The organism is Pseudarthrobacter sp. SL88 (assembly GCF_026672455.1).
GTDB lineage: Bacteria > Actinomycetota > Actinomycetes > Actinomycetales > Micrococcaceae > Arthrobacter.
On sequence record NZ_JAPPRD010000001.1, the window covers coordinates 962844 to 976997 of the forward strand.

Genomic DNA, 14154 nt, shown 5'->3' on the forward strand with positions numbered 1-14154 from the left:
TTTTCATAGGGAGAGCCGGCTGAAGAAAACGCTGTACAGACTGCTGGGATAGCAGCCAAGAGATGCAGCGCGAAGTCCTGCCACGGGATTGCGAAAGCGCCGGACTTCTGTGACCGGCCGGTCAGCGTTTGCCCGGCACCCACGGCACGCGTACTGCGGCTCCGCTCACCCCGGGTAGTGCCGCCTGGCCACCTATGGATGAGGAATATCTCCCTATGCCCGAAAACCAGAACGAAACCACCGAAGCCATCGACGAGGCAGCAACCCCCGCGATTGAGGAAGCAGCCCCGGCTGCCGCCCCCGCGGCTGACGCCGAGACCAGCACCGACGCCAAGGCTGAAAACGATGCCAAGGCTGACGCCGACGAGGACGACAACAGCGTCAAGTTCGCCGATCTTGGCATTGACGGCCGCGTCCTGGCCGCCCTGCAGGATGTTGGATACGAGAAGCCCTCGCCCATCCAGGCCGCCACCATCCCGCTGCTGCTCGAAGGCCGCGACGTTGTTGGCCTGGCACAGACCGGTACCGGCAAGACTGCAGCATTCGCAGTGCCGGCATTGTCCCGCCTGGCTGAACTCCACGACCTCAACGGCCCGTCCCGCAAGACCCAGGCCCTGGTCCTCGCCCCCACCCGTGAGCTGGCGCTCCAGGTTGCCGAGGCGTTCACCTCCTACGCCAAGCACATTGACGACTTCACCGTCCTGCCCGTGTACGGCGGCTCCGCGTACGGCCCCCAGCTGGCCGGCCTGCGCCGCGGCGCCCAGGTTGTTGTGGGTACCCCCGGCCGCGTGATCGACCACATTTCCAAGGGTTCCCTTGACCTGTCCGAGCTGCAGTACCTGGTGCTGGACGAGGCCGACGAAATGCTGCGGATGGGCTTCGCCGAAGACGTGGAGCAGATCTTCCAGCAGACCCCCTCGGACCGCCAGGTGGCGCTGTTCTCGGCCACCATGCCGGGCCAGATCCGCCGGATGTCCAAGCAGTACCTGAACGACCCCGCCGAGGTCCAGGTCAAGTCCAAGACCACCACCGGTGCCAACACCCGCCAGCGCTACCTGCAGATCATGGGCCCGCAAAAGCTGGACGCCATGACCCGCATCCTCGAGGTTGAAGAGTTCGACGGCGTCATCGCCTTCGTGCGCACCAAGATGGCCACCGAGGACCTGGCTGACAAGCTGCGCTCCCGCGGATTCCAGGCTGCCGCCATCAACGGTGACATCCCGCAGCAGCAGCGCGAGCGCACCGTGGAGGCGCTGAAGGAAGGCCGGATCGACATCCTCGTGGCCACCGACGTCGCGGCCCGCGGCCTTGACGTGGAGCGCATCAGCCACGTGGTCAACTACGACATCCCGCACGACACCGAGTCCTACGTGCACCGGATCGGCCGCACCGGCCGCGCAGGCCGTTCCGGCGAAGCCATCCTGTTCATGACGCCCCGCGAGAAGTACCTGCTGCGTTCCATCGAGAAGGCCACCCGCCAGCCGGTGGAGCAGATGCACCTGCCGACTGCCGAGACGGTTAACACGCTGCGCCTGGGCAAGTTTGCTGAGAAGATCACAGAGACCCTTGCCTCGGAGGATATCTCGGCTTTCCGCGACCTCATCGCTTCCTACGAAGAAGAGCACAACGTTCCCGCGGCGGAGATTGCTGCGGCACTGGCCGTCATGGCCCAGGGCGGACAGCCGCTGCTGGTCAAGGAACTGGCTGCAGCTCCTGACTTCCAGAAGCGCGAGCGCTCCAAGGACGGCTTCGGCTCCCGCGGCCCCACCCGCCAGCTGACCGAAGGCAACGCCACGTACCGCATTGCGGTGGGCCGCCGCCAGCGTGTCATGCCCGGTTCGATCGTGGGCGCCATCGCCAACGAGGGTGGCATCTCCTCCGCACAGATCGGCGGCATCGACATCCGCTCGGACCACTCCCTGGTGGAGCTGCCCGCGGACCTGAGCCCCGAGCAGCTGCGTGCACTGTCCCGCACCCGGATCGGCGGCGAGCTGATCCACCTCGAACTGGACAACGGTCGCAAGCCCTCCGGCGACCGTGGCGCCTACCAGGGCAACCGTGGCGGCGACCGCGGCGGCAACTTCAAGGGCAACGGCGGCTTCAAGAAGGAATTCCGGAAGAACGACGGCGAGCGTTCCTCGGCGGACCGCGGCGGCCGATCCTACAGCGAGCGCTCCGAGCGCAGCTTCGGTGACCGCGGCCAGTCCAGCGACTCCCGCTTCGGCGGCCACGGCGACGGCTCCCGCAAGCCCCGCAGCGGCGGCGACAGCGGTCACCGCGACTTCAACCGCAAGGGCAAGTGGTAAACCTTCCGCAGGTTAGATCCATGCACGACGGCGATGGGCCGGCTTTCGAGCCGGCCCATCGCCGTTTAACCGCCCGGAACCTTCGCCCGCGTCGGCACGGTTCCGGGCCCGGCATGTCCGCATCCGTGGCCAGCACCTACAGCCGCATGTGGGGCTGGACACATTCGGATGCCCAAGTGGCGGCGGGGAGGCTCCCAAAGGCGCCTTCGGCCGTCATCCGGCCAGCACCCAGCATGCCCGGAAACCGCGGAATCCCGCGGAAATCGGAGGTCTTCCAGCGTAGAATCGCAACTGTTGCGGGCCGCCCGGACGGCCGTTCGGGCCGATTTGTTGGTGCGTAAATCTTCCGGTAGAGTATTTACTCGTTGCCCCCCTAGCTCAGTGGTAGAGCGCGTTCTTGGTAAGAACGAGGTCACCGGATCGATTCCGGTGGGGGGCTCTGAATGAGGGCCTGCGTCAAGGCGGTTTTGACCGGCTTGACGCAGGTTTTTCTCATTCGTGGCGGTGTAGCTCAGTTGGTTAGAGCGCACGACTCATAATCGTGAGGTCGGGAGATCGAGCCTCCCCACCGCTACAGGCTAAGCCCCCGGAATCCCCCGAGATTCCGGGGGCTTTCCTGTTTGTCCGAAGGGCAGTAGTTTTGCAGCAACTGTCGGACGGGGAATCGGTGGACGTTGTCGCGCAGGTCATGGAGCCGTTCAGGTGGCTGATGTCCGCCGTCCTGGTGGCCTTCCACAACGGATTGGCTGCCCTGGGACTGTCCGCGGACGGCGGATGGACCTGGACGCTGGCCATCATCGGATTGGTGCTGGTGGTCCGCGCCGCGCTGATCCCCGTGTTCCTGGCGCAGGTGCGGGCCCAGCGGCGCATGCGCCTCCTGCAGCCTGACCTCAAGGCCCTGCAGGAAAAATACACGGGCAGGACGGACCAGCAGTCCCGGCAGGCCATGGCCCAGGAACAGATGGCCCTGTACAGGAAGCACGGCACCAACCCGTTCTCCGCATGCCTGCCGCTGCTGATCCAGGCACCGTTCTTCCTGGGCCTCTTCCAGGTCCTCGCCGGCATCCCGGACGCGGTGGGGCGGGGGACAGGCATCGGCGCGATGGAGGCCGCCCAGGCGGAGCAGTTTAACGCGTCCACCATTGTCGGTGCGCCGCTGTCCGCCTCCCTGCTGCATGGCGGAGGCGACCCCGCCGCCGTCGCGGTGCTTGCCCTCGCCATGATCCTGGTGATGACCGCGTGCCAGTTCCTGACGCAGAAGCTCGTCACCGCACGCACCGCCCAGGGGGCTGACGTCCCCGCTCCGCTGCTCCGGCAGCAGCGGTTCATCCTCGTGGCACTGCCGCTGGTCTTTGCCGCTGGCGGGGCGTTCTTCCCCATCGGGGTCCTGGTCTACTGGACGGTGTCGAACCTCTGGACGCTCGGCCAGCAGTACCTGGTGAACCGCAAGGCCTGACGGGCTGTTTACAAAAACCCGGACCCGGACAACAATGGGCGCGTCAGCCATCGCCCTGCCCCCCCGAGGACCAGCCATGACCATGCTTCGCATGATCCCCGAAGCCGAATCTGACGGCCTGCAGGCCGCGCTGCTCCCGCCCCTTCCGTCCTCCGGTACAGGAGCGGCATAGGGCATGGCGCAGCTCATTTACTCCGGCCTCATTTCGCTGGACGGCTACCTGGCGGACCGGAACGGCAACTTCGACTGGAGCGCCCCGGACGAGGAAGTCCACGCATTCGTCAATGACCTTGAACGGGACGCCGGCACGTACCTGTACGGGCGGCGGATGTACGAGGTGATGTCCGCCTGGGAATCCTTTGGCGCGCCGCCCTCGGACGAGCCGCCGGTCATCCAGGACTACTCCCGCATCTGGCGCGCGGCAGAAAAAATCGTCTACTCCACCACGCTCGAACGGCCGGCCACCCCGCGGACCAGGATCGAACGCCGGTTCGACCCGGAAGCCGTGCAGAAGCTCAAGGACGGAGCCGATGGGACCATCGGCATCGGCGGTGCCACCATCGCGGTGGCGGCGCTCACAGCAGGGCTGGTGGACGAATGCCAGGTGTTCGTCAGCCCGGTCGTGGTGGGCGGCGGGCTGCGCTTCTTCCCGGAAGGCCTGCAGCTCAACCTGGAACTCCTCGAGGAGCGCCGGTTCGGCAACGGTGTGGTGTACCTCCGCTACCGCAGCCTCAGTGGGAACTTCAGCTAGGGGGCAGAATGGGTCCATGACCCGAATCGCAATCATTGGCGGCCACGGCAAAGTGGCCCTGCATTTGTCCACCCTCCTCACCGGGGAAGGCCACAGCGTCACCTCGTTCATCCGCAACCCGGACCACGCCGCCGACGTCACGGCAACCGGTGCCACGCCGTCGGTCCTTGACGTAGAAAACGCCCCGACGCCGGCCATCGCCGAAGCGCTGCGGGGCCACGACGCCGTGGTGTGGTCGGCCGGAGCCGGCGGCGGAAACCCGGACCGCACCTACGCTGTGGACCGGGATGCGGCCATCCGCTCCATGGATGCGGCAGCGCAGGCAGGCGTGAACCGGTACGTCATGGTGTCCTACCTGGGTGCCGGCAAGGACCACGGGGTGCCGGCGGACAACAGCTTCTACGCCTACGCCGAAGCCAAGGCGGATGCGGATGAGTACCTGCGCGGCACGGACCTGGCGTGGACCATCCTTGGCCCGGGCTCCCTGACGGAAAATCCGGGCTCAGGCCGCATCGACGTCAACCCGCCCAAGGAAGGCGGCGGGGAAACGTCCCGTGCCAATACGGCCATCGTCGCCGCAGCAGTGCTGGACCTGCCCGAAACAGCGGGCCGGACCATCGAATTCCGTGACGGGTCGCTTCCGGTGGCGGCAGCATTGGAGCCGCAGGCTTAGCACCGGGAAACTGCAGATGGACCAGCTGGCACTGATTATTGGGCTCCTCCTGGCCACCGTGGTAGCCGTTGGGCTGGGGGACAGGCTGCGGCTGCCGTACCCGGTCCTGATGCTGCTCCTTGCGGTGGCGCTGACGTTCATTCCGGGATTCCCGGACCTGGAAATCGAGCCGGAACTGATCCTGCCGATCTTCCTGCCGCCGCTGCTGTTCGCCACGGCCCAGCGGAGCTCCTGGGCCGTGTTCCGGGTCAGGTGGCGGACGCTGATAATGCTGGCCGTGGCGCTGGTGGTCATCACCACAGCAACGGTGGCAGGCGCCGCGTGGCTCATGATTCCCGGAATTGGCATCCCGGCTGCCATCGCACTGGGCGCCATGGTGGCACCCCCGGACCCTGTTGCCGTCGAATCGGTGGCGAGCCGTGTGCACATGCCGCGCAGGCTCACCACGGTCCTCCAAAGCGAAGGGCTGTTCAACGACGCCGCGGCCATCGTCATCTTCCAGGCGGCGGTCGCGGCAGCCGTGGGCGGCACCAAAGTGGAGGCCGACGTCGTCCTGAAGTTCGTGGTGGGCGCGGCACTTGCCGTGGTGGTCGGCGTCGCCATGGGCTGGCTCATTGCCCTCGCGTACCGGTTGGTGAACTCGATGGTGGCGCGCAGTGCCGTCACGCTGGTGGTGCCCTTCGCGGCGTACATCCTGGCCGAGGAGGTGCATGCTTCAGGCGTGATCGCGGTGGTGGTCACCGCCCTGGAGATGCAGCGGCACTCCCGGCCGCAGGACGCCGCCGAAAGGGTTACCCGCAACGCCTTCTGGGACGTGGTGGAGCTCCTGGTCACCGGGCTGGCCTTCGGGCTGGTGGGCTTGGAAATCCGGCACGTGATCCGGGACGAGGGAACGGCAATCTTCGGCATGATCGGCGTGGCCCTGGTGGTCTGCGTGCTGGTGTTCGCCGTGCGCTTCCTGTGGCTGGCGGTGCTGGCCCTCGGAGCCCGGAAACGGCGGAACCTGCTGCAGCCCACGTCCCTGAAGGAAGTGGTCATCCTCACCTGGTGCGGCATGCGCGGCCTGGCAACGCTGGCCCTCGCCCTGGCACTGCCGGTGACACTGGCGGACGGGAGCCCGTTCCCGGGGCGGGACTACCTGCTGGTCATCGCCTGCGCCGTCCTGCTCGCCACCCTGGTCCTGCCAGGGCTGACCCTGCCGTGGCTGATGCGGGTCCTGAAGGCCACCGGCGACGGGTCGGAGGAACGCGATGCCGCACGGCTGCTGGCCAAGCGCGCCCAGGGTGCCGCCGTCGCAGCACTCAAGGACCACAACCTCATGAAGGACCTGCCGCCCGAAAAAGTGGAACTGGTCAAGGAAAAAATGAAGCGGCTGCAGGCCGAACTCCTGGACGGCAGCCTCCGGAACGAGTCCCTGCCGGAGAAACGCCAGCGTGGCCGGGAACTGGCCATTGCGGTGCAGACCATCGCCCTGGACGCAGCCCGGCAGGAAGTGGTGGCCGCGCGGAGCGAACCTGACATGGACCCCGAAGTGGCGGACCGGGTGCTGCGCCAGCTGGACCTGCGGACCATGATCATGCCGGAGTGATCCGGACGGCAGCGCCGGAGCCACGTGCGGTCCCCGGCCAGCACTGTTGACCTCCCGGTGCAAAGCACCAGATAATACTTAGGCAAGTAAATTTAGATCCAATATAAAAACACCGCGACCAGCAGAAAAGGATCCTTCCTTGTCCACCACCGCCACCCTGGCAACCCTGTCCGACTCCGATCGCCTGTCCGATCCGAACTGGTGGCGGCAGGCCTCCGTCTACCAGATCTACCCCCGCAGCTTCGCCGATTCCAACGGCGACGGCATCGGCGACCTGAAGGGCATCACCGCCAAGGTTCCGTACCTGAAGACGCTGGGCATCGACGCCGTGTGGCTGAGCCCCTTCTACCCGTCGGCACTCGCAGACGGTGGCTACGACGTTGACGACTACCGCGACGTGGACCCCAAGCTGGGCACGCTCGAGGACTTCGACGCCATGGCCACGGCACTGCACGACGCCGGCATCAAGCTGATTGCCGATATCGTCCCCAACCACTCGTCCAACCGGCACGAGTGGTTCCGGGAGGCACTGGCCGCGCCCAAGGGATCCCCGGCCCGCGACCGCTATATCTTCCGCGATGGCAAGGGCCCCAACGGCGAGTTCCCGCCGTCGGACTGGGACTCGGTCTTCGGTGGCCCCGCGTGGGAACGGATCACCGAACCGGACGGTACGCCGGGGCAGTGGTACATGCACATCTTCGCCAAGGAACAGCCGGACCTGAACTGGGCCAACCGCGAAATCCGTGACGACTTCCTGAAGACCCTCCGCTTCTGGTCCGACCGCGGCGTGGACGGCTTCCGCGTCGACGTGGCGCATGCCCTCACCAAGGACCTCACCGAGCCGCTGCTGTCCAAGCTGGAGCTCAGCGCCGCCAACACGGGCGTGGACGGTTTCGACGACGGCACGCACCCGTTCTGGGACCGGGACGAAGTCCACGAGGTCTACACGGAATGGCGCGAGGTCTTCAACGAGTACAACCCGCCGCGCACGGCCGTTGCCGAAGCCTGGGTGCACGCCAGCCGCCGGGCACGTTACGCCAGCCCGCAAGGGTTGGGCCAGGCCTTCAACTTCGACCTGCTGCAGGCTGACTTTGACGCCGCCGAATACCGGGAAATCATCACCCGCAACCTCGCCGAAGCCGCCGCCACCGGGGCTTCCTCCACCTGGGTCTTCTCCAACCACGACGTCGTCCGGCATGCCACCCGCTACGGTCTGCCCCAGATGGCGAAGACCAAGGCCGGCGCGAAGGGCCAGGACGGCAAGGACTGGCTGCTGGCCGGCGCTCCGGCCGATCAGCTGGACGTTGGACTGGGCGAACGCCGAGCCCGGGCGGCGACGCTGCTGATGCTTGCCGTTCCCGGTTCCGCATACCTGTACCAGGGCGAGGAACTCGGCCTTCAGGAAGTGGCCGACATCCCCGAGTCGGAGCGCCAGGACCCGTCCTTCTTCCGCAACAAGGGCGTGGAAATCGGCCGTGACGGCTGCCGGGTACCGCTGCCGTGGAAGGTTGAGGGTACCTCGTTCGGGTTTGGCGAGGGCGGCTCCCACCTGCCCCAGCCTGACTGGTTCAGCAAGTACGCCGTGGAGGCGCAGGACGGTACTGACGGATCCACCCTGGAGCTCTACCGCAAGGCGCTGAAGCTCCGCCGGGAACTGCAGACCGGCGAGGAACTCGAGTGGGTGGACAGCGGCAACCCGGACATCCTGCACTTCAAGCGCCCCAACGGCTGGCAGTCCGTGACCAACTTCGGGAGCACGGCCGTGGCGCTTCCCGCCGGTGAGGTCCTGGTCAGCAGCGCCCCGCTGGAGGACGGAAAGCTGCCGGCGAACACCACCGCATGGCTCCGCTGATGGTGATTGACTGCTGGCCGGACGCGAATTCCTGATGCAGGAACTCATTTACGGGTGCATGGGCCTGGGCGGCAGCTGGACCGACGAACCGCATGGCCCCGGCCATGTGGACGAGGCCGCAGCTGCCATCCAGGCGGCCCTGGACGCGGGCATCACCCTGTTCGACCATGCCGACATATACCGCAACGGCAAGTCCGAGGCCGTCTTTGGCGAGGTGCTCGCCTCCACACCGCGCCTGCGGGGGCGGATCCGCCTCCAGACCAAGTGCGGCATCAGGCTGAACGAACGCGGCCTGCAGACGCACTACGACCTCAGCCGGGACGCCATCCTGGAACGCGTGAACGGCAGCCTGGAACGGCTCCGCACAGACTACGTGGACATCCTCCTGCTGCATCGGCCGGATCCGTTGGCGGACCCCGCTGAGGTGGCCTCCGCCGTCGGGCAGCTCATGTCCGAGGGAAAGGTGCGGCAGCTGGGGGTTTCGAACATGTCCGCGGCGCAGATTGAGGTGCTGCAGGACCGGCTGGAGGCACCGGTGGTGGCCAACCAGCTGGAGATGAGCCTGCTCAAGCGGGCTTGGCTTGAAAGCCAGGTACTGGTCAACCACGCCGAACACCTGGACTACAGCTTTCCGCACGGCACACTGGAGTACTGCACGCGCAACAACATCACCCTTCAGGCCTACGGGTCGCTGGCGCGGGGTCTCTATACCGGAGCTGGTCCGGAAAGTCCGGCTTCGTCCGAAGCCGCCACCGCGGAACTCGTCACCGAGCTGGCAGCCGAACACGGCACGTCCGGCGAGTCGATCCTGCTGGGCTGGCTGATGAAGCACCCTGCGGGCATCGCGCCCGTGATTGGCACCGTCAACCCCGGCCGCATCAGGGCGTGCGGGGACGCAGCCCGAGTTGCCAAAGCCCTGACCCGCGCCGACTGGTACCGGCTGTGGGTCACCGCGCGGGGGAGCAACATCCCCTGACCCGGCCCCAACTGGGTAGCAGTAAGTGTCGTTATGGAGCCTCATAACGACACTTACTGCTACTTACATTTTCCCGAGGCATCGGTCACAACGCGTTTAGTTCGTATTGATCCTCACACCGGAACCCGTTTCTTCCGCGTGCCGGCGGCGGGGCAGATACTGTAGAAGCCATGACGTCTACCACCGCCGCCGAGACCGTACGGCCTGAACGCAACATCCCCGCAGAGATCGCCCGCTCCTGGCTCCTCGTGAACGCCATGAAAACCGAGCTCTTCGACCAGTCCGCCGTCTCACGTGCAGATTCGATCATCCTTGACATCGAAGACGCCGTGGACCCGTCCCAGAAGGACACGGCGCGGGGCAACGTGGTGGACTGGCTGACCCGCGGCGGCCAGGCCTGGGTCCGCATCAACGACGCCACCAGCCCGTTCTGGGCCGATGACCTTGCCGGTCTCCGCGGCACCCCCGGCCTGCTGGGCGTCATGCTCGCCAAGACCGAATCCGCGGACCAGGTCACCGAAAGCTTCCACCGCATGGACGGCAAGACCCCGGTCATTCCCCTGGTGGAATCCGCCGTCGGCATCGAGGAAGCCAACAACATCGCCAAGGCCCAGGGCGCCTTCCGCCTGGCCTTCGGTTCCGGCGACTTCCGCCGCGACACCGGCATGGCCGCCACCCCCGAGGCCATGGCCTACCCGCGCGCCAAGCTGGTGGTCGCCAGCCGCGTCGGCAACCTGCCGGGCCCCATTGACGGACCCACCGTGGGCACCAACCACCCCATCCTGCGCGAGCAGACCGGCATCACCGTGATGATGGGCATGACCGGCAAGCTGTGCCTGGCCATTGACCAGACCCCCGTGATCAACGAGGTCATCAGCCCCACGCCGTCCGACGTCGCCTGGGCCACCGACTTCATGGCCGACTTCGAAGCCAACGGCCGTGTCATCCGCGACGGCTCGGACCTTCCCCGCCTGGGCCGCGCCGAAAAGATCATGAAGCTGGCTGTAGCCTTCGGGGTGCAGCCCGCGCTGTAGCGCCCGCCCCCAGCACGTCAGGAGACCCCGTGACCGATACCCGCTATGTGGTCCACGGGGTCTTTTGGGATGGTCCGCCGGCCGCCACGGCGGCGGACGACGGCGGCGCCCCGGTCCTGCGCCTCCAGTCACCGTCCGGGGACTTCCGGGAGTTGAGCCTCCGTCCCGGCGCACGGCTCGGATTCCGGGTGGCGGGGCCGGCCAAGTCCTGCCTGGGGCACCTGGTGGTCCACTCGTCCACCCGGCGCGACCACATCCTCTGCAACGCAGCCGCCCCGGCCGCCAGGGGACGGCAATGCGAACGCTGCTTCGTCCTGGACGAATCCCGGCTGATCCACGACTTCCACCACGGCGGCCGCGTGACTCCCGGTCTCCGTGACTACCTGATGCAGGAGCATTGGCTTTACGTGGCCACCTTCGCCGGAGGCGCCACGAAGGTGGGTACCGCCTCCGGCCCCCGCAAGTGGAACAGGCTGGCCGAGCAGGGCGCCACAGTGGCCCGTTACGTGGCACGGGCGGACGACGGCCGGGTGGTCCGGGTCCTGGAGGACCTGGTCACGGCCGGCCTGGCGCTGACCCAGCTGGTGCGCTCCAGTGCCAAAACCGAGGCGCTCCTGCAGCCTCTGCCCGCAAGAGACCTGGACGCCATCAGCAGCCGCCACGCAGGCGAGGTCCGGAACCTGCTGGCCCGCACCGCCGTCGGCGGCTTCACCGTGGTTGACGAAACGTGGGTGCGTCCCGCCCAGGCAGACGCCGCCTACGGTCCGGCGGCCCGCCACGCCTACCCCCATCCACTGGACGGCGGGGAGCACGGCTTTACTGTCGCAGCCATCAGCGGGGCCAATGTCCTGGCCCGGCTGGATGGCACCGAGTCGCTGTTCGTGGTGAACCTGGCGTACCTGACGGCACGGACCATTGAGCCGGGGGACTTCGCCTCGGCGGTGCCGGCCGTGCAGGAAGCGCTGTTCTAGGACCTGCGTGGAAGTAGGCCCTGGCAGTCCGGGCAGGGCAACCCCGGTAGACTTGGACGGTGCTGAACGAATTCTGGGCCACCGCGCCAACCTCCTACAAAGTCATGGTCTTCAGCGCCATGGGCCTGATCGCTGTCGGCATCATCCTGAACCTCGTGGGCAACACCAGCGGCAACCAGGGCCTGGCCATGGCGTCCCTGCCGCTGATCGGACTGGGCCTTGTCCTCCACGTGGTGGGTATGGTGGTCCGCGGCCAGTCGATCCGGAAGAACCTCCGCCGCTAGCCGCGCCGCCAGGGAACGTCCCGTTTTCGGCCCGCCGTGACGCGGACGATAGGCTTGAGGCCATGACTATCAATCCGGATCTGCAGGGCCGGAGCTACCCTGCCGCAGAGGTGTACGACGTCGGCCGCGAGAAGATCCGCGAGTTCGCCCGGGCGGTCAAGGCCACCCATCCCGCACACTTCGACGTCGATGCCGCCACGGCACTGGGCCACCGCGACCTCGTGGCACCGCCCACCTTCGCCATTATCATCGCCCAGCGCGCCGACGCCCAGCTCATCGAGGATCCGGAAGCCGGCATCGACTTCTCCCGCGTGGTCCACGCAGACCAGCGCTTCACCCACCACCGGCCCATCTTCGCCGGCGACCGGCTCGTGGCCGAACTGCACGTGGACGGCGTCCGCGCCATGGGCGGCGGAGCCATGATCACCACCCGCTCCGAAATCTTCGCCCTTGGCGACGGTGGCGCCCGCGAGCAGGTCACCACCACCACGTCATCCATCCTGGTCCGCGGAGAGGGACAGTAACCATGAGCCCCAGCATCACCGACCTGGCTGCAGGCCAGGAAATCGGCAGCCGCACCGTCGAGGTCACCCGCACGGACCTGGTCAAGTACGCGGGAGCCTCCGGCGACTTCAACCCCATCCACTGGAACGAGGCCTTCGCCACCGGCGTCGAACTGCCCGGCGTCATCGCCCACGGCATGTTCACCATGGGCTCGGCTGTCCAGCTGGTGACCGACTGGGCAGGCGACCCGGCCGCTGTCGTCGATTTCCAGACCCGCTTCACCAAGCCCGTCCTGGTCACCGACACCACAGGCACCGCGGAACCCGGCGCCACCATTGAGGTCAGCGGAACCATCGGAAAGCTCGACGCCGAGGCGGGCACCGCCCGCGTGGACCTCACCGTCACCGCAGCCGGGCAAAAAGTCCTGATGAAGGCCCAGGCCGTCGTCAGGCTTTCCTAGCGGCGCCTCCTTGATCAAAACGGCAGCCGCCCAAGCCACCGCGGCCCACGTCACCCACTGGCGCAACGCCGTCGTAGTGGCCTACGGCGCCAGCGGCCTCGCTTTCGCCTCCTGGGTGTCCCGGCTCCCGGCAATTCGTGACGCCCTGGACCTGACCCCGGGCAACGTGGGCGTCCTGCTGCTTTGCCTGACGCTGGGCTCGTTTGCGTCGGTGTCTGCCTCGGGGCTGATCGTGCTCCGGCTGGGCTCGAAGCAGACCATCAGGACCGGCAGCATCATGGTGGGCTTCGGCCTGCTGCTCGCCGGCCTCGGCACCTCCCTGCTGGCCAGTCCCGTGGTGACCGCGGCGGGGCTTGCCGTCATCGGGCTGGGCACCGGAAGCTGGAACACCGCCTCGAACGTGGAGGGAGCGGCGGTGGAACGGGCCGTGGGCCGGCACATCATGCCCAGGCTGCACGGCGCCTTCAGCCTCGGGACCGTGGCGGGTGCGGGCCTGGGGGCTGCCGCTGCCGCGGTGTCCCTGCCCGTGGCCTGGCACCTCGGCGCGGCCGGCCTGGTGGTTGCCGTATCCGTGGCGACGGCCGCATCCTGGTTCCGGGCAGACATCACCCCGGTAGCGGGGGAGCGGACCTACACCCCTGACCACTTCGAGGACCCCACCACCGGGCCCATTCCCCTCATCACCGCCGGGGAGGGGGAAGCCCCCCTCGACAACAAGCGCAAGATTGCCCAGGCCTGGCGTGACCGAAGGACGCTCCTCCTGGGTGTCCTGGTGCTCGGCCTGGCGCTGGCAGAAGGTGCAGCGGGGGACTGGGTAGCCCTTGCCCTGGCGGACGGGCACGGGCAAAGCGACGCCGCGGGTGCCGCCGGGTACGGGCTGTTCGTCACGTTCATGACCATCGGCCGGTTCGCCGGAACCCTCGTCCTGGACCGCTACGGCAGGGTACCGGTGATGCGCTGGTGCGCTGCGCTGGCGGTCCTGGGGCTGGGCCTGTTCGTCTTCGCGCCGGCGCCGTGGCTTGCCTTTGTTGGCCTCACCATCTGGGGACTGGGTGCCTCGCTGGGATTCCCCGTGGGCATGTCCGCCGCGGCCGACGACCCCGCCAAGGCCGCCGCCAGGGTGTCCGTGGTCTCCACCATCGGCTACGGCGCGTTCCTGTGCGGGCCGCCGTTGCTGGGCCTGCTGGCCGAGCACGTTGGCATCCTGCACTCGCTGCTGGCCGTCATGGTGATGCTGGCCGTGAGCTTCTTCCTTTCGCCGGTGGCCCGGAAGCCCGCGGAGATTGCCTAGTAAGGTGT

Annotated in this window: 13 protein-coding genes and 2 tRNA genes; all 15 read left to right on the forward strand. The window is 67.4% G+C overall.

Annotation, left to right across the window (positions count from 1 at the left end):
- Nucleotides 1-215: 215 nt before the first annotated feature.
- The 15 genes from OVA06_RS04390 to OVA06_RS04460 all read left to right on the forward strand — a co-directional run bounded on the left by OVA06_RS04390 (nucleotide 216) and on the right by OVA06_RS04460 (nucleotide 14146).
- Nucleotides 216-2306 (forward strand): DEAD/DEAH box helicase, encoded by a 2091-nt coding sequence (locus OVA06_RS04390; RefSeq protein WP_268156586.1) that lies wholly within the window; start codon nucleotides 216-218, stop codon nucleotides 2304-2306.
- Between the two features lie 367 nt (nucleotides 2307-2673).
- Nucleotides 2674-2745: transfer RNA gene (locus OVA06_RS04395), tRNA-Thr, on the forward strand.
- A 61-nt stretch (nucleotides 2746-2806) separates the two neighbouring features.
- Nucleotides 2807-2880: transfer RNA gene (locus OVA06_RS04400), tRNA-Met, on the forward strand.
- A 66-nt stretch (nucleotides 2881-2946) separates the two neighbouring features.
- Nucleotides 2947-3762 (forward strand): membrane protein insertase YidC, encoded by an 816-nt coding sequence (gene yidC / locus OVA06_RS04405; RefSeq protein ID WP_268156588.1) that lies wholly within the window; start codon nucleotides 2947-2949, stop codon nucleotides 3760-3762.
- A gap of 175 nt (nucleotides 3763-3937) precedes the next feature.
- The gene (locus OVA06_RS04410; RefSeq protein WP_268156590.1) at nucleotides 3938-4513 is read left to right on the forward strand and encodes a dihydrofolate reductase family protein; all 576 of its coding nucleotides are present in this window, start codon (nucleotides 3938-3940) and stop codon (nucleotides 4511-4513) included.
- 16 nt (nucleotides 4514-4529) lie between these two features.
- Nucleotides 4530-5186 carry an SDR family oxidoreductase gene (locus OVA06_RS04415; protein WP_056075514.1) on the forward strand — a complete coding sequence of 219 codons (657 nt, stop codon included), beginning with the start codon at nucleotides 4530-4532 and terminating at the stop codon, nucleotides 5184-5186.
- Between the two features lie 16 nt (nucleotides 5187-5202).
- On the forward strand, nucleotides 5203-6774 hold the full coding sequence (locus OVA06_RS04420; protein WP_268156592.1) for a Na+/H+ antiporter: 1572 nt from the start codon (nucleotides 5203-5205) through the stop codon (nucleotides 6772-6774).
- A gap of 139 nt (nucleotides 6775-6913) precedes the next feature.
- A complete protein-coding gene (locus OVA06_RS04425; RefSeq protein ID WP_268156594.1) occupies nucleotides 6914-8626 on the forward strand; it encodes a glycoside hydrolase family 13 protein in 1713 nt (570 codons plus the stop codon).
- 34 nt (nucleotides 8627-8660) lie between these two features.
- The gene (locus tag OVA06_RS04430; protein ID WP_056075505.1) at nucleotides 8661-9602 is read left to right on the forward strand and encodes an aldo/keto reductase; all 942 of its coding nucleotides are present in this window, start codon (nucleotides 8661-8663) and stop codon (nucleotides 9600-9602) included.
- A gap of 170 nt (nucleotides 9603-9772) precedes the next feature.
- Nucleotides 9773-10636, forward strand: coding sequence for an HpcH/HpaI aldolase/citrate lyase family protein (locus OVA06_RS04435; RefSeq protein ID WP_056075502.1), 864 nt, complete (start codon nucleotides 9773-9775; stop codon nucleotides 10634-10636).
- Nucleotides 10637-10665: 29 nt separating this feature from the next.
- Complete coding sequence (locus OVA06_RS04440) at nucleotides 10666-11607, forward strand: DUF2797 domain-containing protein (protein WP_268156598.1); 942 nt, start codon at nucleotides 10666-10668, stop codon at nucleotides 11605-11607.
- Between the two features lie 59 nt (nucleotides 11608-11666).
- A complete protein-coding gene (locus OVA06_RS04445; protein ID WP_045729544.1) occupies nucleotides 11667-11891 on the forward strand; it encodes a DUF3188 domain-containing protein in 225 nt (74 codons plus the stop codon).
- Between the two features lie 62 nt (nucleotides 11892-11953).
- Nucleotides 11954-12415: an FAS1-like dehydratase domain-containing protein gene (locus OVA06_RS04450; RefSeq protein ID WP_056075499.1), complete on the forward strand. Its 462-nt coding sequence runs from the start codon at nucleotides 11954-11956 to the stop codon at nucleotides 12413-12415.
- 2 nt (nucleotides 12416-12417) lie between these two features.
- Nucleotides 12418-12855 (forward strand): MaoC family dehydratase, encoded by a 438-nt coding sequence (locus OVA06_RS04455; RefSeq protein WP_261619247.1) that lies wholly within the window; start codon nucleotides 12418-12420, stop codon nucleotides 12853-12855.
- Between the two features lie 10 nt (nucleotides 12856-12865).
- Nucleotides 12866-14146, forward strand: a complete 1281-nt coding sequence (locus OVA06_RS04460) for an MFS transporter (protein WP_056075493.1) — start codon at nucleotides 12866-12868, stop codon at nucleotides 14144-14146.
- Nucleotides 14147-14154: the final 8 nt, after the last annotated feature.